Annotated in this window: 19 protein-coding genes and 1 pseudogene; 10 read left to right on the forward strand and 10 right to left on the reverse strand. The window is 60.7% G+C overall.

From position 1 onward, the window contains the following. The first annotated feature begins 1 nt into the window (after position 1). Both VIF40_RS10825 and VIF40_RS10830 read left to right on the forward strand, forming a co-directional pair. Complete coding sequence (locus tag VIF40_RS10825; protein ID WP_331937525.1) at positions 2 to 472, forward strand: DUF2269 domain-containing protein; 471 nt, start codon at positions 2 to 4, stop codon at positions 470 to 472. A gap of 15 nt (positions 473 to 487) precedes the next feature. Then, positions 488 to 1,438 (forward strand): DCC1-like thiol-disulfide oxidoreductase family protein, encoded by a 951-nt coding sequence (locus VIF40_RS10830; protein ID WP_331937526.1) that lies wholly within the window; start codon positions 488 to 490, stop codon positions 1,436 to 1,438. 118 nt (positions 1,439 to 1,556) lie between these two features. Here VIF40_RS10830 and VIF40_RS10835 read toward each other — a convergent pair whose 3' ends face one another. Both VIF40_RS10835 and VIF40_RS10840 read right to left on the reverse strand, forming a co-directional pair. Beyond that, complete coding sequence (locus tag VIF40_RS10835) at positions 1,557 to 2,186, reverse strand: RES family NAD+ phosphorylase (protein WP_331937527.1); 630 nt, start codon at positions 2,184 to 2,186, stop codon at positions 1,557 to 1,559. Beyond that, on the reverse strand, positions 2,183 to 2,803 hold the full coding sequence (locus VIF40_RS10840) for a helix-turn-helix domain-containing protein (protein ID WP_331937528.1): 621 nt from the start codon (positions 2,801 to 2,803) through the stop codon (positions 2,183 to 2,185). Before VIF40_RS10840 ends, VIF40_RS10835 begins: the two co-directional genes overlap by 4 nt. Before the next feature lie 183 nt (positions 2,804 to 2,986). On the opposite strand from VIF40_RS10840, the gene VIF40_RS10845 reads away from it, so the two are divergent. After that, complete coding sequence (locus VIF40_RS10845; protein WP_331937529.1) at positions 2,987 to 3,589, forward strand: adenylyltransferase/cytidyltransferase family protein; 603 nt, start codon at positions 2,987 to 2,989, stop codon at positions 3,587 to 3,589. Here VIF40_RS10845 and VIF40_RS21600 read toward each other — a convergent pair. Then, positions 3,548 to 3,997 (reverse strand): hypothetical protein, encoded by a 450-nt coding sequence (locus VIF40_RS21600; protein ID WP_331937530.1) that lies wholly within the window; start codon positions 3,995 to 3,997, stop codon positions 3,548 to 3,550. The genes VIF40_RS10845 and VIF40_RS21600 overlap by 42 nt on opposite strands. A gap of 1 nt (position 3,998) precedes the next feature. Continuing rightward, positions 3,999 to 4,097: pseudogene (locus VIF40_RS10855) on the reverse strand (IS5/IS1182 family transposase); the annotation flags it as partial. Between the two features lie 300 nt (positions 4,098 to 4,397). Between VIF40_RS10855 and VIF40_RS10860 the strand changes: the two are divergent. From VIF40_RS10860 to VIF40_RS10870, 3 genes are all read left to right on the forward strand, one after another. Beyond that, positions 4,398 to 4,919: a hypothetical protein gene (locus VIF40_RS10860; RefSeq protein ID WP_331937531.1), complete on the forward strand. Its 522-nt coding sequence runs from the start codon at positions 4,398 to 4,400 to the stop codon at positions 4,917 to 4,919. A 47-nt stretch (positions 4,920 to 4,966) separates the two neighbouring features. Continuing rightward, the gene (locus tag VIF40_RS10865; protein ID WP_331937532.1) at positions 4,967 to 6,202 is read left to right on the forward strand and encodes an HAD-IIIA family hydrolase; all 1,236 of its coding nucleotides are present in this window, start codon (positions 4,967 to 4,969) and stop codon (positions 6,200 to 6,202) included. A gap of 137 nt (positions 6,203 to 6,339) precedes the next feature. Further along, complete coding sequence (locus tag VIF40_RS10870; RefSeq protein WP_331937533.1) at positions 6,340 to 7,464, forward strand: AGE family epimerase/isomerase; 1,125 nt, start codon at positions 6,340 to 6,342, stop codon at positions 7,462 to 7,464. Between the two features lie 495 nt (positions 7,465 to 7,959). On the opposite strand, the gene rfaE1 is transcribed toward VIF40_RS10870, so the two are convergent. From rfaE1 to VIF40_RS10900, 6 genes are all read right to left on the reverse strand, one after another. After that, positions 7,960 to 9,405 carry a D-glycero-beta-D-manno-heptose-7-phosphate kinase gene (gene rfaE1, locus VIF40_RS10875; RefSeq protein ID WP_331937534.1) on the reverse strand — a complete coding sequence of 482 codons (1,446 nt, stop codon included), beginning with the start codon at positions 9,403 to 9,405 and terminating at the stop codon, positions 7,960 to 7,962. A 30-nt stretch (positions 9,406 to 9,435) separates the two neighbouring features. Next, positions 9,436 to 10,419, reverse strand: coding sequence for an ADP-glyceromanno-heptose 6-epimerase (gene rfaD, locus VIF40_RS10880; protein ID WP_331937545.1), 984 nt, complete (start codon positions 10,417 to 10,419; stop codon positions 9,436 to 9,438). Positions 10,420 to 10,531: 112 nt separating this feature from the next. Further along, positions 10,532 to 11,836, reverse strand: coding sequence for a glycosyltransferase family 9 protein (locus VIF40_RS10885; RefSeq protein WP_331937535.1), 1,305 nt, complete (start codon positions 11,834 to 11,836; stop codon positions 10,532 to 10,534). Between the two features lie 74 nt (positions 11,837 to 11,910). Next, positions 11,911 to 12,168: a hypothetical protein gene (locus VIF40_RS10890; RefSeq protein ID WP_331937536.1), complete on the reverse strand. Its 258-nt coding sequence runs from the start codon at positions 12,166 to 12,168 to the stop codon at positions 11,911 to 11,913. A 529-nt stretch (positions 12,169 to 12,697) separates the two neighbouring features. Further along, positions 12,698 to 12,910 (reverse strand): MbtH family protein, encoded by a 213-nt coding sequence (locus tag VIF40_RS10895; protein ID WP_331937537.1) that lies wholly within the window; start codon positions 12,908 to 12,910, stop codon positions 12,698 to 12,700. Positions 12,911 to 12,924: 14 nt separating this feature from the next. Next, complete coding sequence (locus VIF40_RS10900) at positions 12,925 to 13,506, reverse strand: hypothetical protein (protein WP_331937538.1); 582 nt, start codon at positions 13,504 to 13,506, stop codon at positions 12,925 to 12,927. A gap of 1,318 nt (positions 13,507 to 14,824) precedes the next feature. Here VIF40_RS10900 and VIF40_RS10905 point away from each other — a divergent pair. From VIF40_RS10905 to repC, 4 genes are all read left to right on the forward strand, one after another. Continuing rightward, positions 14,825 to 15,070 carry an RES domain-containing protein gene (locus tag VIF40_RS10905; protein WP_331937539.1) on the forward strand — a complete coding sequence of 82 codons (246 nt, stop codon included), beginning with the start codon at positions 14,825 to 14,827 and terminating at the stop codon, positions 15,068 to 15,070. Positions 15,071 to 16,354: 1,284 nt separating this feature from the next. Continuing rightward, a complete protein-coding gene (repA, locus tag VIF40_RS10910) occupies positions 16,355 to 17,560 on the forward strand; it encodes a plasmid partitioning protein RepA (protein ID WP_331937540.1) in 1,206 nt (401 codons plus the stop codon). Between the two features lie 2 nt (positions 17,561 to 17,562). Next, entirely contained in the window at positions 17,563 to 18,579 is a 1,017-nt protein-coding gene (gene repB, locus VIF40_RS10915; RefSeq protein ID WP_331937541.1) for a plasmid partitioning protein RepB, read from the forward strand. A gap of 214 nt (positions 18,580 to 18,793) precedes the next feature. Next, a partial coding sequence (gene repC / locus VIF40_RS10920; RefSeq protein WP_331937542.1) for a plasmid replication protein RepC occupies positions 18,794 to 19,361 on the forward strand: 568 nt, incomplete at its 3' end.

Raw genomic sequence — 19,361 nt, forward strand, 5'->3', positions numbered from 1 at the left:
CATGCTCGATCCTCTCACTCTGAAGACAGCGCATATCGTCAGCTCGACGATATTGTTCGGCACGGGGCTCGGCACGGCCTTTCACGGCCTCGCGAGCAATCTGCGCGGCGATCTGCGCGCTATCGTCACGGTCAACAGAAATGTCGTGCTCGCCGATTGGCTGTTCACCACGCCGGCCGTTATCGTGCAGCCCGTCACCGGGGTGCTGCTGGCGTTGGATCAAGGCTGGCCGCTCGATACGCCCTGGCTGCTCGCGGCCATCGCGCTCTATCTCTTCGTCGGCGCCTGCTGGCTGCCGGTGGTGTGGCTGCAAATCCGCATGGCGCGCATCGCCGAGCAATGTCTCGACAAAAACGCGTCGCTGCCGCCGATCTATGGAACCTACTTTCTCTGGTGGTTCGCGCTCGGCTGGCCGGCCTTCATCGCCATGATCGCGATCTTCTGGCTGATGGTCGCCAAGCCGCAATTTTAAAAAATGGAGATAGACATGACCACGCTCTTTCAAGACCTTCTCGCCGAGCGCTTCGATCTCCTGCCCGCGCCCGTCCGTCGCTTCCACACGCTCGAGCGCGAGATCTTCACCGGCGGCCGCGCCAAAATCTCCGCGCAGGGCCGAAGCCTCGGCGCGGCGATGCTCGCCTTTGTCGCCGGTCTTCCGGCGCCGGGCGAGAATGTCGAGACGCACGTCCGCTTCACGCCGCTCTCTGGAAAGCGGGAGTTCTGGCGGCGCGACTTCGCCGGACGGCGCTATGAGAGCGTCATGCAGGCGGCGCCGGACAGACGCCTGATCGAGCATTTCGGCCCCTTCGATCTCTATTTCGATCTCACCGCCTCGCGCGCCGGGCTGCGCTGGTCGCTCGCCGAATGGCGCCTGCTGAAAATCCCGCTGCCGCGAGCGACCACGCCTACGATCGAATGTTTCGAGAGCGGCGAGGGCGAGCGCTTCGCCTTCGACATAGACGTCGTCTTTCCGATCGTCGGCCATGTCGTGCATTACAAGGGCTCGCTGACGGAGACGCCGGAGGATGCGCCGGTCTTCGTCTATGACGGCGTCTGCGCCCTCTGCGACTGGACTGTTCGCTATGTCCTCGCACATGAGATCACGCCGTCGATCCGCTTCGTCGCGATACAATCGGAAGAAGGGCGCGCCTTGGCGCGAGAGGCGGATATCGACCCGGACGCGCCCGAGAGCTTCCTCTTCATCGAGAACGGCCGCTGGATGAAGGACTCCGAGGCGCTGCTCGCGCTCGCCCGGCAATTGCGCGGACCGGCGCGCGCCGCCCCTCTCGCCCGCCTGCTGCCACGCTTCGTCGCCGATGCGCTCTATCGCCTCGTCGCGCGCAACCGCTATCGCTGGTTCGGCCGAAAAGCCGCCTGCGCTCTGCCCCTCTCGCGAGCGCCCGGCGGCTGCGCTTTGGCGAAGCGCTGGCGCATGTGAAGGGCGAAAGGCTGGTCTCGTTCACGCTCGCTTCGATCCGCGCGAGATTGCGTTCCGCGCGGGTCTCCGCAGCGAATATCCGCCGGCTTTGCAAGACGCCGGCCTTTCCCTTTCTTTGTCAGCGGGGCGTCGGCGCGATCGATTTTCCATAGGCGCCGAGTATATTGGCGACCTCTGGAAGCTGGTCGACGAGCCGTACGGCTGGTTCGACCTCGAAGGAGGTCCCTGCCCTCTCGAAAATCGCTAGGCAGAGCTGGTCGGGATCGTGTCGCGAACGGAAGGCGACGCCATCCGGCGCATCAGGATGCGCCCGCAGCGCGTCGGCCCAGGCGCCGCAAGGCTCATAAGGTCCTGTCGAGATGGAATTGTCGAGGCCGAGTATCTGTAGCCCGGCGCTGTGCAGCTGCACAATACGGAGCGCGCGCCGACAGCGCACGACGCTCGAAGCACGGGTTTCGATGTCGGCTTGAGCGACCATTTTTCTGCGTGGATTGCGCAGCAAGGTCTCGACCAGCGCGCCGGCGAAGTGAAAGGCGACATAAAGCACGCCAAATGAGCCGGAAGCGCTATCGAAACGATAGGTCGGCGGCGCGCCCGGGCCTGGGCCGAAGAATATCGGATGACGCTCCGTGCGATGGATGCGGTGGAGCTCTGTCCGAGCCGGCAGAACCTCGATCGGTAGCGTCGCAGTGGCGAGAGCGGCCGGCGGGAAAGCTGCGACGCCCGAAGGGCCTCGGACCGGGCTCACGCGAAGCCGTCGCCTTGCTCGATCCGGGCGAGACGTTCCAGCTCCGGGGTCAGTCCTTCACGCCGCAGCCTTTGCATCGGCGTCTCGTTTCCGAGAGCTTCGTCGGGCGCCAATAGAAAATCCAACGCGACCCAAGGACCGGCTTCGGCGAAGACGTCGAGAAGCTTCGGCAGTCCGGCGACGACCGTTCCCTCGGACTCGTCGAACTGGCAACGGGGATAGCGCCAATCGCCGCCTATGCGCACGGCGAGCAGCGTATTGGCGCGACGGCGCTTTTCGATCGCCTGCCGGCTGACTCCGAGCAGTTGCGCGACCTTGGTCGAGGCAAGCGCGCCTCCAGCGGCGTCGAGGAGCTGGACGCGATGTTCCGCGTTCCGCGCCACGAGCGGGGCGAGCGGGTCCTGGTCGACAAGCGCGGCTTCGATGGGCGCGGTGTCCGCCAGCACGCGCGCGAGGGCGCCGAAACCAGTCGAGGCGGCGAGCGCTTCAGAGAGTATTTTCAGATCGGCATGCGCGGCAATCCGCGTGATCGTATCGATGGAGCGGCGGAGAAACGCCGCACGCAATGGGTCGGCGTTCGTGGCGTCGCGGAAAGCGGTCTCGTGCGGGGTTTTCATTGGCACCTTGGTTGTCTTTGGGAGAATATAGCGCAGTGCATACATCGTCAACCGCGGTCCGGCCGACAGTCCCCATCTCTCTGGCTTGTCGCGACAAGGGCATTGACCACCACGCTCGTTTGCGCTAAAAGGTGTATGTCCCAGGTAGTCCGAGACGGAAAATTATTCAGGGAAGACCTGAATATGAGCGCATCGGCGCAAAAGCACGATTATCTCGTGTTCGTCGAGCGTTTTCAGCCCCTTCACAACGGCCATCTTCATGTCATGCGACGGGCGCTCTCGGCCGGACGCAAGCTCATCGTGCTGGTCGGCTCGTCCAATGCGGCGCGGTCGCCGCGCAATCCTTTCACCTATGATGAGCGGCGCGACACGATCCTGGCGGCGCGCGGCGCGATCGAGGCTGCGCCAGATCGGATAATCGTCCGGCCGCTGCCGGATTTTCTCTACAATGATCGCGCCTGGATCGCCCATGTCCAGCGCAGCCTCGACGAGGCCTTAACCGAGGATGGCGGCTCGGAGCGCGCCTCGGTCGGCCTCATCGGCCACAGCAAGAACAAGTCTTCCTATTATCTGCGCATGTTCCTCAATTGGGATGCTGTCGATGTGCCGACGCAGCATGGCGCGCTCAATTCGACCGATCTGCGCGAGGATTATCTGCGCCGCGCGCCACGCATTTCCGCCGCGCCGCGCTCTGTCCTGCCGAGACCAGCGCGTTTCTCGCCCGCTTCATGCTGGCCGACGCCTTCAAATGGCTGGTCGGGGAGACAGAGTTCTATCGCCGCCTGAGGCAAGACGCCCTACCCTGTCTTCATCAATTGCGTCGATGCGGTCGTCGTTCAGTCGGGCGATATTCTCCTGGTGGAGCGCGCACGCCACCCCGGCGCCGGGCTGCTCGCCCTGCCCGGCTGCCATGTCGATCCCAATGAGAGCTTTCGCGACGCGGCGGGCATGCTGGCGCGAGCTCGGCCGCTTGAGCGCCGATCCGTTTTTCGAGGACCACGCCGCCATCGTCCGCGAGATGACGGGCGCGTTGATCGACTGATTTTTACTTTGGCGTCCGGGGAGTCCGACGTTGACGTCCGCGATGAAATTGTGGACAGCTCGGCGAAACTCCGCTCCATGGTAGCCGCCATCGGCATAGAGCTTCAGCAGAAACGGAAACGCTCCGAATAAGGTCGCCCATTCAAGTCCCATAGATCAACGGCGCGATCAATGACGATTCGTCGTCGGTCAGATCATTCGGATAACGCAACTTGCTACGGTCGTCGCGACCTCGATTTTCGTCGCGCCACATCGCGACCCCCGGCGGGCTCAGGCCGAGCTGATAGAATCGCAACGGATTCATCGGATTCAAGCGCCTCGCGGACGGGCTCTCAGGTTCAAATATAGACAATGGCCGATGCACAAATGGCGATACCTTCGAGTTGCGCGGGAACGCCGTTCGAACGAATATAGGTCGATCGTGAGGCGCAGGCCTTGATATGGTCGACAGCGCGAATATGGGACATTAGATGACTGGAACCGTGTTCGATTCATCGCCCGCCGACGAGCGTCGGTATGGAGTCGCGATCGTCGCCAATGACAAGGTGATCGAATGGCTGCTTCCCTTTCTGGAAAGCGATCACGACACGAACGCATCGTCGCGTCGCCGAGCTTCGAATATGTTTACAACGAGAACCGAAGAAAGCACGCGTTCTTGAACGGCGCGCGGCTGTTCAACGATGGGTTTTGGGTATCGAGCCGCTTTCCGAGTCTTTCCGACGTTCTCGAGACGATCCGGAGCGACATCGATATTTTCCACGCGGCTCCCAAGCGAGACCAATTGTTCGCGCAGCCACTGATGAATTTCGTCGCGCATAGGCGAGGTCTGAAGACGGCGCTTCTGCCTCATTGCGTCGAGAACGCCTCCCATGAGAACTACTACAAGGCCCCGGGTATCACCTTCTCGAAGGGTAAGCCGCTCGATCCAGAAGGCAAGGAACTCTCTCTCGCCCATTGGGCTGGAGCGATCGGCCTTCCTTCTCACGACGTATTTTCCGGCGCCTGGAAAGAGTTCTCGAGAGCAGCCCTGGCGAGAGTTCACAAGCGCGACGACTCGTATTCGCATTTCAGATGAAGCGGACCGTTCGCCGACGGACGCATAGGTGAGAGGTTCATAAGGCCATGATGACGAGGCAGGCTGTGATATTGGTCGGCGGCAAAGGAACGCGGCTCGGCACGCTTGCATCCACGACGCCAAAGCCACTCATGGCGATCAACGGCGATATGGTGTTTCTCGATGCATTGCTGCTCGAGATCGTTCGCCACGGCTTCGATGACATTCTTCTGCTAGCCGGACACTTGCACGAAAGCATCCTCGAGCGCTACCGAGGGCGTTTCATTCGCGGCGCGTCCTTGCGAGTCGTGGTCGAAACTGCGCCGGCAGGAACTGCGGGGGCATTGAAAAATGCGGCGCAGTTGCTCGATCCCGTATTTCTGTTGGCAACCGGCGATACGCTGTTCGATGTCAATCTCCGTCGTCTGTCGGCCTGTCTGGAGAAGAGGCCGGATGTTCTCGGCGTGCTCGCGCTGCGACGGGAGTCGGATGCAACGCGCGATGGCAGCGTGAAATTGCAAGATGGATATGTCGTCGCCTTTCACGAAAAAGCGCGTGGCTCGGGACCGACGTCGATCAATGCTGGAGTGGGCGTGTTTCGGCGAGAGATATTGACCTTTGTCGAGAGGGAGCCCAGCTCGATCGAATTGGACGTTTATCCGCGGCTCGCCGCGGCCCGCGCTCTTCTCGGGGAAGAGTTCGAGGGATATTTTATCGACATTGGGACTCCGGAATCGCTCATCGTAGCGCGTAGAGATCTCGCTGACAGGCGCCGACCTGCGGTTTTTTTCGACCGTGACGGCGTGCTAAATCGCGATGCCGGCTATTGCTATCGCGTCGAGGACTTGGAGTGGATTCCGGGGGCCGTCGAAGCAATCCGATGCGTGAACGAGTCGGGAGCTTTCGCCATCGTCGTCAGCAATCAAGCCGGAGTTGCGCGCGGGCGGTTTCGCGAAGCGGATATCGACAGCTTTCACTCGGCCATGTCCGCGCAGCTCGCTGCCGCGGGCGCTCACATCGATGCATTCTATTTCTGTCCATACCACCCGGACGCAATCGACGCTGAATGGCGGCATCCTGATCATCCTGATCGAAAGCCCAATCCCGGGATGATTCGGCGGGCTTCGACCGAGTGGCCGATCGACATGGCTGCGAGCTTGCTCATCGGCGATAAAGGAAGCGACATGGAGGCCGCGCGGCGCGCAGGAATTCGTGGGCTCTTGTTTCCGGGCGGCGATCTCTATGCGTCGACCCGATGGGAGATCGAGCGCATGGCGACTCATCACGCTCGCGTACGCCCATGATGATGGGACTTCGGCGCCAGTGAGCGCATTCGAGTTGCGCAGAGTGGGCGTCAACCTGCGTTTCAATCGGCCTGCGCCGAGCCGGCGCCGCCACGCGGCGTCTTTGCGTTCGAACGCAAACCCTCAGAGGATGCAATATGATTAGAGCCGAAGAGCGGAGCTCGATTCGTGCCTGGCTGAAAGAGAAAGCGCTTCCACTGTGGGCTTCGAACGGATGGGATGAGCGCACGAATTCATTCGTCGAACGTCTCTCATTCAGAGGCGCGCCGCTGCTCGATACGCCCAGACGAGCCATGGTGCAAGCGCGACAGATTTACACTTTCAGCGTCGCGCATCGAGCAGGCTGGTTTGGGGAAGGAGCGGAGTTGGTCGCGCGCGCAGGCGCGGCGATGATCGAACGCTATTATGAAGCCGACGGCGCTCGCGGCTGGGCGTTTTCCGTGGCGCGCGACGGCGCCATCGTCGATGGTCGTCGTGATCTCTATACGCATGCATTCATCCTGCTCAGTCTCGCGAACGCATACGAGACGACGCGCGATACCGCCTATATCGCGCTCGCCGACGCGACGCTGAGCTTTCTAGATCGCGACATGGCTTCGGAACACGGCGGCTATGTCGAGACCCTTCCTGCGAGCGATAGCCCACGCCGTCAGAACTCGCATATGCATTTGTTCGAAGCATTGCTCTCGCTGTTCGATGCGACCAGAAGCTCGGCGTATCTGGAACGAGCCAGGGTGGTGCGTGACATTTTCTTCAGGCGATTCGTTCAGGCTGAAAATTCCATTCTCGTCGAATTTTTTGACGAACATTGGCGTCCTCTCGACGGCCCGCTTTTTCCATTCGAGCCCGGCCATCATTTCGAGTGGATCTGGTTGCTCGAGCAAAACGAGGAGCTTCGACATTTCGATCAGATGACGACCGTGACGCGGCTATGGGAAACCGCGCTTCGCGCCGGCGTCGGTGCGGACGGCCGAATTTTCGCTCGCGCGACGGTCGACGGAGCAGTGGATCACTCGACCCGGCTTTGGTTCTATACAGAGGCTGCAAAGGCCGCCTCGGTAATGCGGTCGAACTATAAGAGGTCCGACGGTCCGACGCCGAGCGATTTTCTCGATGAGATGCGCGTTCGATTTCTCGAGCCAGCCACGTCGGGCAGTTGGATCGACGAGTTCGACGCCTATGGCGCCGCAAAAGTGGATTTTGCGCCCGCGAGCTCCCTATATCATATTTGTTGCGCGATCCGAGCCTCAGGCAGTGATTGAAAAGGGGCGCGGCTCAAACAAGGATAGCGCCAAGTGGAAACTTTGGCACGGACATTGGAGCGTTTGTCTCGGATGCTCAGCGGGCCCGAGACATTGGCTCGACGCGGCTCATGTCAGTGATATGCCTATCTTCACGCCAATCGGCTCGCCCTCGTGAACGACGGACGACGGCGCCAGGATCAGCCGTCATTTTCATCGGCCTTCCTGTCGAAAGGGCCGTCAACGAATTTCTCTCGATTTCACCGGCTCACTCAGAGCGCGTCCACACAGATTTCTGATCATACAACGAGAATTGTCTCGAAGCGGTTGTCCGCGCAACGAACGCCACGACTTCTCATGCTCTCCAATCGATGCCGATAGGCGCTTTCAGTGGCAGCTCAGGAGCCTTTGAAGAGATCATTGATGCTCAGCATCGAGGTCCCCGGCAATATCGATACTCGTTTCGAGCGGTTACGCCGGTCTCTCGCCGTCTGCGCCAGAACCCGAGCGACAGCATCACGATCTGGCCAAGAGGCGTGTCGTCGATTGGCCTTCGACAATCGCGGCGCGCTCGACCCGTCCGCCGCGTGCGCGCACGATATCGGCCCCGACGATTTCATGTTCCAGATAGTCCGCGCCTTTGACGAGCACGTCCGGATGCAAAGTGTTGATGAGCTCTAAGGGCGAATCTTGATCGAACAGCACAACGGCGTCGACCCCCTTGATTGAGCCCGCGACCTTTGCACGCGACGCTTCATTTTGGACCGGCCGCGTCGGTCCCTTCAAGCGGCGCACTGACGCATCTGAATTCAACGCCAGGATGAGCCTGTCGCAGGCGGCCGATGCCTGCGCCAGAAGCGAGATGTGGCCGGGGTGCAATAGATCGAAGCAACCGTTCGTCACCCCGACACTATAGCCATTGCTGGCCCAAGCGAGGCGCAATCTTGCGGCCTCGTCGAGTGACAATATCCGGCCGTCTTGCACGTCCTCCAAGTCCGGCGCCGTCAGAGCCACGACAAGTTCGTCGGGCTCCAGGACCGTCGTGCCGAACTTGCCGACGACGATGCCGGCAGCATGATTGGCGATCTTCATCGCGTGGATTATCGGCAGGCCGACGGCTAGGCACGGTGCGAGGAATGCGACCACCGTGTCGCCGGCGCCCGAAACGTCGAACACCGCCTTTGCCGTGGTTTGCAGATGGATGGCGTCGGCCGCGCCTGAGATATAGGACATGCCTTTTTCCGATCGCGTCAGCAAAAAATCGCTGTCCGTCGCTTTGCGCGCTTTCATTGCCGCCGCCTCCACCTCTTCGTCCGTCTCGCAGGGCAGGCCGGTCGCCGCGGTCAGCTCGGCCCGGTTGGGCGTGATGATGGTCGCGCCGCGATAGACCGACAGGTCTTGGCGTTTCGGATCGACAATGACCTTCTTTCCACTTGCGCGCGCGCGCGCCACGCACTTTGCGATGACTCGATCCGTCAACGCACCCTTGCCATAGTCTGAGAGCACGGCGATGTCGCACCGGTCAATCGCCGCTAACGCATTTACGATCAGCTCTTTCTCGACCGTCTCCTCTAGGGGGCCGACATCCTCGCGATCGATGCGCAGCATTTGCTGCGCATGTCCGACTATGCGCAGCTTCTTCGTCGTTGCGCGGTTGCGCGTAAGCACCACGCCGCCGAGGTCGACGCTTCCGATGCTTTGGAGCAAAGCGCTGAGCTCTTGGAAGGCGTCATCGTCTCCAGCGATCCCGACAAGAATGGATGTCGCGCCGATCGCCGCGATATTTGCTGCGACATTGGCGGCGCCGCCCGGCGCCGCACGCTGCGACTTCCAGCGGACGATCGGAACCGGTGCTTCGGGAGAAATTCGGTTGACGTCGCCATGGATATAAATATCTAGCATCAGGTCGCCGATGACTGCGACTTTGCAGCAGGCTAGGGCTTTCATCAGCGTTGTGACCATGACGCGTTTCCTTGTCGAAATGAAAAGGCCCTATCGGTAGCGATCCTCGCGCGAAAGATAGTTGTGCACGTAGTGCATCACGCCTTGCTCGAGCGAGTTGAACGGCGCCGCGTAGCCGGCGGCGCGGAACCGCGCCGTCGAAGCCTGCGTGAAATATTGATAACGGTCGCGCAAAATGTCAGGCATCGGCGAATATTGGACGGCGGGCTCCTTGCCGACGGCAGCGAACAGCGCCTGCGTCATCTCTGCGAAACTACGGGCTTCGCCGGTTCCAATGTTGAAGACGTCGACCGTTGCCATAGCGTCGAGGCACCACAGCACAGTGCTCACGACATCGTCGACATAGATGAAATCGCGGCGCTGACCGCCGTGCGGCACACCCTCGCGGCAGCTCTCGAATAGGTTGACGGTCTCGCCACGGCGCGCGGTCTCGAACATCTTGCAGACGACACTCGCCATGTCGCCCTTGTGATATTCGTTTTGCCCATAGACGTTGAAGAACTTCAGGCCGATGCACTTTTGAGGCAGAGCTCCGCCCGAGCGCCGGCGGTGAGCGACGAGTAGATCGATCTGGTGCTTGCTCCAACCATAGAGATTGAGTGGGCGAAGCTTGCGGAGAGCGTCGAAGGAGATGTCATCGACAAAACCGCTTTCGCCGTCGCCATAGGTGGCGGCCGAAGAGGCGTAAATCAGGGAAGCATTTGTCTTCGCGCACCAATCGATCAGGCTCAGAGTGAAAAGAAAATTCTTGCGCATGATCTCGTCGCCGTCGCGGACCTTCGTCGACGAGATGGCGCCCATGTGGATGATGGCCTCCACGCAACTCCGGCCTTCGAGCCAACGCGGCAGATCCTCGGGAAAAACGAAATCCGTGAAAGCGCGCTTGCGCAGATTCTGCCAGCGCAGGTCGCTCAGGAGCCAGTCGCATAGCACGACATCGTTGATCCCTCGATCGTTCAGCGCCGCGACGATGTTCGAGCCGATGAATCCCGCGGCGCCTGTCACGATGATCACGTTCTTCCTCCTTCGATGGCTTGTATTCTTCGTCGCAGAGAATGATATTGGGCCAATAGGCCATGGCACACACGCTGCGCCGCCACGTTGAACCAACATTGGCGTTAGTGCGCTAAGTGTCGCACGACGCCCACGAGCTGCGCGAAAGAACGTCGAGCTGCTCGCGGACTTGCGACCGCACATATTCAAAATCTATCGTCGCTATGCATCTGTGCTGCGCGCGACAGTGGTCTAAATTCGGGAGGTAGCAGGGGGCGCATTCGACAGGACTGTGCACGATCTTCAAATTTCGCCCAATGGGCGCCCAGGCTTCGATCGGCGCGACGCCCGAGAAAATCGCTATGGACGGGATATCCAGCCGCGCAGCGACATGTGTGAGTCCACTGTCGTTACCGATAAAAAGGTCCGCGTCCGAAATCAGGGTGATCGCTTCCACGAGGCTTGTCTGGCCGACGAGAGACCTCACGCCGAGCTCCGCACATCTATCGGCGAGATCGGCTACGGAATTGGATTCGGCTTTCGTGCCGAGCATTACGACGGTCGCTCCCATAGCGCTTGTCAGCCAACCGGCGAGGTGCAGGAATTTCTCTATCGGCCAGTTTTTGATCGCCCGCCTGGAGAACGGATGAATCACAACGAGCTTCTTGCCTTGGTGGATCGAAGGGTCGATTTTGGCCTCGCCGGTCAACTTGGCGCGTAACGCCGGCCCGCTGAACTCAGCGTCTGTCCCGTAGAAAGCTCCGACAGCGTTGGCGAGGCTCAGCATCAGCATACGCTGGTTGAGAGCGAGGCTATCGCTGTGAACGTTGATCGGCTGCGGTAGTTCGACCGTGAGCCGTGACTGGCTGGCTCCGCTCGCGTAGCCGCATTTATGTGACGCGTTAAGATGATCGAGCACCCAGCGCGTTTCGGGATAGACTCGAAAATCCACCGCCAGATCGAACGGCGTGTCGATCAGATAGCCGAGACTTTCCTTGACGAAAGAAGGCAGCGACGATTCCCCTGTGCCCCCAAAAACATCCGCAGTTTCTATCCGATCGAAAACACCGAGGGATCTCGCCAACCCGGCATTCCAGGGACCGCACAGCAGGGTTATCGACGCCAAAGGGAACGCAGCGCGAACTGCAGCAAAGGAATCCAACGCGAGAATGAAATCACCGATGTGGTCGAGCTTGACGACGACAATCGAGCTAATTTTGTTGGCGCCAGTGTATGTTGCATATTCCCGCTCATTCCATATGCGCGGCTGTCCAAAATGCATATTCCTTTCCGGTTGTTTGAAATTGTTTAGGTACTCCTCACTCTGCGTAATCTCGTCTAGGATAGCTCCGATTGAAGCGCCCCTGGCTATCTTTAAGGCAATATGGTCCAGACTTACGGGGTCGACATTCCTGCCGAGCAGTGCGCCCAACAGCACGTGAGCGTACTCTTTCGCCGTCCGTCTTGGCCTACTCAACATTCGCAATAAAGACATAGGCAATTCGTCCTCTACTAGAGCGCAATCAGATCAAGTTGGATCACAGGCGAAGCTCGCGAAAAAGGTTCGAGCATTCTGATAGCGTGAAGCTTTGCGGCGCTTTGGCAATCGCCGCCGCGATCGTTCGCGAGCATCCATCCTTCGACGCGGCGGCCGGCCGGCGGCGCAAAACTCTCTCCGTTCGTCTTTTGAATTTGCGCAATGTTGTTCAATCCGCTCTCCTCGAAAGAGGCTCCCGACAACATCGTAGCGGCCTTGTCGAGGAGAAGCATTTCTCGATGTCGTCTGTTTCGCGTTGAAATGGATACTTCGTCGACAAACGGGCGCTTGGTCCTCTTTCTGCCGGACGACCGCATTTTCGCCACCTGCCTAATTTCGCGCTGGCGCCCGGCTTTCTATATCCGCTTATGTGAGCCTAGCATCACAGCTGTGGTTTTTGCGGACCTCTGAATCATAAGATCGCCATGATTCGTCAGAGCCGGCCTCGGAAATCCGGACAGTAGCTCGAGTGGATGGAAAGCCGGGCCGAGCGCGGCAGGGCGCCCGCCAGGATCTCGCCCTTGCGGACTCCTGCCTCGGCGAGGGCGCGGGTCGATCGCGCGACTTGCCGGTGCATTTGTGCAACGGTCATTGGAAGCGGCGGAGATCTGATCCGCCATTCATATGCCGGGCTGCGCCGCGATGAGCGGAAGCATCTGCGCAGCGGCGCGCGGCCGCTCTGGAGCGATAACTGCGAGGACGATTTGTGGTCCTGCGAAAAATCGAATGGTCATGAAACAATAATGCGTACGGAAAGGCCTTTCAGCCGCCCGCCTCGGCGCGCGGGCGCATGTCGATCCAATGATCGTCGACATATTGCATGCATTGCAGCCGAGGTCCCGGCCCGAAGACTCGCCTCCATCCTTTCGGATCGGCGGAGAAATCCGGCCACAGCGCGAATTGCGCGCGGGAATTGACGAGAACGACGAAGCTCAGCCGCTTGTCGTCGAACGGATTGATCTGCGCATCATCCATGGATGTCGTCTCCTTCACCGGCGCCGACCGTGGCGGCGCATCTGTACGAAGAAAGTGGCGTTCGGGTGTCTCGCGCGTCGGCTAGACGCTATCCGTCGGCCCCAGCGCGGCGCGCGGTCGCGCCCGCCCCAGAGAGTCCGCGGAAAATATTGTTTGCTGGAATCCGGCGCGGCGGCGACGCCCGTTCCCGTGAAGCTTGCCATCATCGGCACGCCTCCGCGGGCGATCTCCTGGTTAAAATATGCATCGAGCGCGATGTGCAGCTTCGCGCCGCGATAGCCGCCGCTGTAGCGAATGCCGAAGGCGTCGTCCTGACCGAAGCGCCTGCCGACATCGATATGCGTTCCGAATTGCGCGTTCGACGTATAATCGCAGGTGACGCTCGTCAGCGGCGCCTCGCCGGCCTGCCTGGTGACGGTGAAGCGCACGGAAGGATCATTCTCGAGCACATCGGAAAGCGTGCGCGGCTGCCTATTTTCGAAGAGCTTCGACGTGTAGCTCGTCATATTGAAGGGCGTGTCGAGAAAATCACGATTGCCGAGCATGTCGAGACGCGCGCCGTGCGCCGCTTGGCCGCCTACATATTCTTTCGGCAAATTGCCGAGCTCGGCTTGCGGCGGAGCCGTAAGCAGCGCGGACGATGCAGAAGGCGTCGCGGCCGCGGAAGGAGACGATGCGCGGCGCTTCGCCGGGTTCGTCGCGGCGCGCATTCGCTTTGGCCCGACGCGCGCAGCGGTTGCGTTTTGCCGAACGAGCGCCCGCTGCTTTGCTTTGGGCGCGTCGACGGCGACCGCGGGCAAAGACGTGACGCTTGGCTCCGCCTGCGCCGGGCTATCCGCGCCAAGAAGCAGAAGCGCAGTGGCGCTGTGCAATCTGCCCCCGGCGATGCGGCTATCAGACCGCCTTTTCAAGGGAAATCGACTTGGTGACTGGAGCCAAGGAGAGCTGCGCATTCCTATCGATACCTTTATTGAACATATAGTATCGTTATAGGTATGGTATTAAATACAGATACAAAGATCAATTTCGGCCAGGCCCATATTGAAACATTTATAAAAAATCAACTCCTGTATTTAATATAATAACATACGGGGCGCGTGCTTTTAGATATGGAATTGTTTTACTTTCAAACAAGCGCGATCGTCTCGCTCAATCAGCGTCGTATCCGATTGATGGGAGTCGTAGGGTCGGTTCCAAATTTCCCGTGAGGAGTCGCCAACAATGGAACGGCGCGCTCCTAGCCGAGCCGCCGGGCCGGCACGACGTCGGCGCGCGAGGCTATGGGAGCTGAGAGGTTGCGATCGTCGATCGGCTCCCGTAGGTGGCACGATAAGAGCCAAATTATCGTGAGCGTCGATACATTGGCCCTCGGCGAGCTTTTTGAGCAGGGCGTCCGTGCGTTCGGGCCATGAACTTTCGTCGCGCCTTGTTTCGGGAGGGCGTCGGCGTCAGTCTCGTCTCGGTGGCTGGACGCGCGCTGATTTTTAGCGGCGCTTTTAGAGCTAGCTCTACGTTATAAGCGCCCCACCTGTCTGGCGGTCATTGATGTCCGATAATCTGTGGGCAGAATAGCCGTATTCGAGTTCCAAGAGCCCGCCCCTGTTCGGCGCATCCGGCCGATCCAATTGTCCGGCGAGGCGATGAAAGCCCGAAATTGACCCGCGTAGCGAAAATGTCCGCGGCTCGGGAGACTCGGCCGGGACGTGAGCCGACAACCGGGCTCATCAAACCCATCCGCAACTGTTCGGTTATTCACGGCTGCGCAGTGCCGAGCTGACGGAGGCTGTTCTCCGCGATCGGCGTGATCGGCAATCTGCCGATTGCCGAAGCGGAATTCCATAGCGGCCATTGTGCGGAGATCGAAGTCGCGGCCCCATTCGCGATGGTCGATCTGCGAGGCGACGGCGTATCATCATGGGCGTTCGGACGGACGTTGCGAAGGGCTTCAACCAAACGCTGGCCCGGGCTTGGTCCGTGGCCTTCTACGAGGACCTCGAGAAGCCAGATGGGATCATCTATCCGTCACGACTGAACGGTCATATCAATTTGGCCGCCGTCGTGAAGCTTCGCATAGTCTGGAGGATCAAGCTGATCGCTGCGCCTGTGCTGGCCTCGGTCCTGAGCGAATTGAAGGTCGTCATAGTCGAGCCTGATTCCTGACCAGATGGGCGCGGCGGACGGTCTCGACGGGCGGCCATGGGTTAGCTCGCGCCGTCGTGGACGGGGAGTGACAATCACTCTCTCTCGATCGCGCGCTCGAGATCGAGGACTTCGAATTACGATGCTCCGAGCTGGTTCGCGATCAGCAGCGTGTCTGCCTAGCGTGCCGTGGCCCGCGATGGCATCGATCGGGCGCGCCCGAATAGTCGCGAAAATGGGCCGATGTCATATCTTGCTCGAACGCGCCGGATGACGATCTCTTCGCGCTCCCCTGCCCTCTTCTGTGAACCGTTCGCAATCGACTCTGGCGCCGTCTTGCGGGGCAATTCTCTCCGACGAATGCAGACGCGATGGCGTGTGACCTCGTGAGGTCGCGAGCGAGATGCCGGGCCTCGGTTGTCGACGCTTGCCGAGTGAAGTTTTGATCGGGCGGCCGAGAACTCTCCTGCGTTCTGTCTAGCTTTGAATTCGACTCGGAGATCCCAGGGCCGTTGATCGACGTCCGCCGAGTTGCACGCGGACAACTATAGGAGCGAGCGCAACGTGCTGTGGATTACGGAATGGCTGGTGAGCGGCCCTGGACGCCTCCTGCCGCAATTGTGGATGGTTTGCTTGCAAGGCGACATTCGCCCCTGGTGAGGGTCGCGCGCGGGCGTATTGCTATGCGCCGGGAAGAGCCGGCTGCGGCGAGCCCCGTAAGCGTTCAGGAAACAATGAGCGCTTGGTCGCTCCCCTGGGTCGGCTCGATCCAGGAGAGTCGCTCGATCTCGGTCTTTCGGCGTGCGCGGTCCGAAGCGCTCTGCTGCGCCGCACTTCGCATTGTGCTCGCGACCGCGCACGACTCGTCATGAACCTCAGAATAGCGCAGGGGGCGGCGTCGACGAGATCGCATGGTTGATTTGTGAAAACGGCCTCATCGAGCTCATGGGGAACGGCGGAGCTTGTCAAGCGAACTGCCCGAATCGCCGCGGCATTCCGGTTTCCCCAGCCTCCCGATCGAGGCCAAGACAGCTCTAGCAATGCGGCGTATCCTTAGGATGTGGAGCCTTGAACGCATCGATTCGAGTTGCACGCGTACAACTACTCGACGCTGGCGCAACGAAGCGGCCGAGTTGTCCGCGTGCAACTGGCGAGTAGAGCTGCGTGGCGGCGAAGGCGTTAGGCGCGGCGGTAATCTCTCGTTAAATAAAAACTCCTTGCGGCGTGGAGCGAATCGGCCCTTATTCTCCGATCAGCGCATTTCAGGGCCAACAGCTGAAATTTCCGCAGATCCAGGGAAATCGAATGCCGACATCGATCATAAGCCAGCAGCGGGGTCCCGACGACCTGCGGTCGCTGATCAATGCCGACGCCGCCGAGCTGTCGATGCGCCTTCGCGCGCAGCAGATCAGGGATTTTCCTCCAGCCGCGCAGAAGACCATTCGGCGATTTTCCCCTGCGGAGGCCGCGCGCTTCATCGGGATACATGAGGGCTATTTGCGGCAGCTCGTCGCGGAAGGGAAGGGGCCTCCGGCCCAGCCCAACAATCGGCGGACCTATTCGATCGATGACATCGACGGGCTCCGCGCCGAGCTGGACCGCAATGGCAAAGGCGCGCGCCGCTATGTGCCGCATCGCAAGGATGGCGAGCCTCTGCAAGTCGTCTCGGTGATGAATTTCAAGGGTGGAAGCGGCAAGACCACGACAGCCGCGCATCTCGCGCAATTTTTGGCGTTTCGGGGATATCGCGTGCTGGCGGTCGATCTTGATCCGCAGGCCAGCCTCTCGACCTTTTTCGGCCATCAGCCGGAGCTCGACGTCGGCGAAGGGGAGACGATCTACGGAGCCATTCGCTATGACGCGCAGCGCCGCGACATGGCGGAGATCGTCCGAGCCACGTACATACCCAACTTGCACGTCGTTCCCGGGCAATTGGAGCTCATGGAATTCGAGCATGAGACACCCAAGGCCCTCATGGGGCGGCAGGAAAATAGCTCGCTGTTTTTCGCGCGGGTCTCAGAAGCGCTCTCGCAGGTGAGCTTCGCTTACGACATTGTCGTGATCGACTGTCCGCCGCAGCTCGGCTTTCTGACGCTTTCCGCACTCTGCGCCGCGACTGCGGTGCTGATCACCGTGCATCCGCAAATGCTCGACGTGATGTCTATGTCGCAGTTCTTGAACATGACAGGCAGCCTGCTCGACGTCGTCGCCAACGCCGGCGGCGAGACGCAATATGATTGGATGCGATATCTGGTGACGCGCTACGAGCCGAGCGACGGCCCGCAAACGACGATGGTCGGCCTCCTGCGGTCGATTTTCGGCTCGCGCGTGCTCACGCATCCGATGGTGAAGAGTACCGCGATCGCCGACGCCGGACTGACGAAGCAGACTCTCTATGAGGTCGAGCGGCAGCAGTTCACGCGGGGAACCTATGACCGCGCGGTCGAGGCGTTGGATCTCGTCAATGGCGAGATCGAAGGCCTCATTCGCGGCGTTTGGGGGAGGAGCTGACGATGGCGCGAAAAATCAGCTTCGACGCGCCTTTAGAGGAGACGCGGCCTCAGGAGGCGCAGGCGCGCGCCGCGTTGCCGCAACCGGCGCGTCCTCTTCTCGGTCTCGATCGGCCGATCAAGCAATCGAGCGCTCTCGGCGCCATATCGCAGTCCTTGGGGGATATTTCCGAGCGCGTGAAGCGGGCCGAGCAGATCGAGCAAAAGCTGGTCGCGGGGCAAACCGTCGTCGAGATCGATCCCGATCTCATCGACGCCTCCTTCGTGCCCGATCGCATGGACGCGACGCCGGAGCAGAATGCGGCGTTTCGCGAGATGATCCGCGAGCATGGGCAGAATGTTCCCATTCTCGTTCGCCCGAAGCCCCCGGAGCGTTTCGAGGTCGCCTTCGGCCATCGCAGATTGCGCGCCGCGCGCGAGCTCGGCGTCAAAGTCCGCGCCGTCGTGCGCGATCTGACCGATGAGCAGCTCGTTATCGCACAGGGGCAGGAGAATAGCGGACGGACCGATCTCACTTTCATCGAGCGCGCCCGCTTCGCTGCGCGGCTCGAGGATCGAAAATTCTCGCGCGAGATCATCATGGCGTCTCTCAATGTCGACAAGGCCGCGCTGTCGCGCCTCATCGCCATTGCGACGCGCGTTCCTGGCGTGCTGATCGATGCGATCGGCCCCGCGCCCGGGTTTGGCCGCGTGCGCTGGCAGGAGCTGACCGAGCTTCTCGATTTGGAAGACAATCGCGTGCGGGCGCGCGCCATTGTGGCGGAGCCTTCGTTCGGGGATTTGGACACCGATAAAAGGTTCCAAATCCTCTACGAGCGGCTGCGCATTCGCGAAGCCCGCCTTCGTCCAGAGACCTGGAATGCAGAGGATGGGACGCGCGTCGCCCGCATCATGCGCTCTGGCAAAAAGCTGACGCTCACATTCGACGATCGTGTGGTCCCGCAATTCGGCGACTTCGTCGCCGAAAGGCTGCAGCTTCTCTATGAGCAGTACAAGGCCGGCGGAGATTGCGGGAGCTAACGCTTCTTTCGCGCTGCGCATCTGGCGCTGTTCGAGCGTTTCACGAAACCAACGGAGACTTATCGCAAAAGAAAAAGGCCCCCGTCACGTCGCCGTTCCGGAAGCCCCTTCTTTGTGTTGGCGCTCGAAGAATCACACTTCCGCGAATCACTGTCAAGCATTTTGGCGCCGTTTCGGCGAGCGGATTTCTTTTGCCTGAACGAGGCAAAGGATCATGCAGACACGTCCAACGACGCCCTTCGGGCGGCGGCCGTTGTCGCTCGCCATGGTGGCGAGCCAGACCGCGACCGAAAATTTCGTCGCAAAGCCGGGCGCATCCGAGACCGTCGTCCACAAATGGCGATTGTTTCGCGCGCTCACCGAAGCCAAGGAGCCGCTCGGCGTCACCGAGCGCGCGCTATCTGTATTGCACGCGCTGCTGAGCTTTCACCAGGAGACGGCGCTCTCATTGCCCGGGAATGATGCGCGCTCCGAGGAAGCGGCCGGAGCCGCCGGCGGCATCGTCGTGTTTCCCTCGAACAAGGAACTGTCGATCCGCGCCCATGGCATGGCGCCGGCGACGCTACGGCGGCATCTCGTCTGCCTGGTCGACGCCGGGCTGATCATCCGCCGCGATTCGCCGAACGGCAAGCGCTTCGCCAGGAAAGGGCAGGGGGGCGCGATAGCGGACGCTTTCGGCTTCGACCTCGCGCCGCTCGTGGCGCGCTCGAGCGAAATCGAGAACCTCGCCGAGGAGGTGCGGGCAGAAAACCGCGCGATCGCGCTGCTGCGGGAAAAGATCA

The organism is Methylosinus sp. (assembly GCF_036560965.1).
Lineage (GTDB): Bacteria > Pseudomonadota > Alphaproteobacteria > Rhizobiales > Beijerinckiaceae > Methylosinus.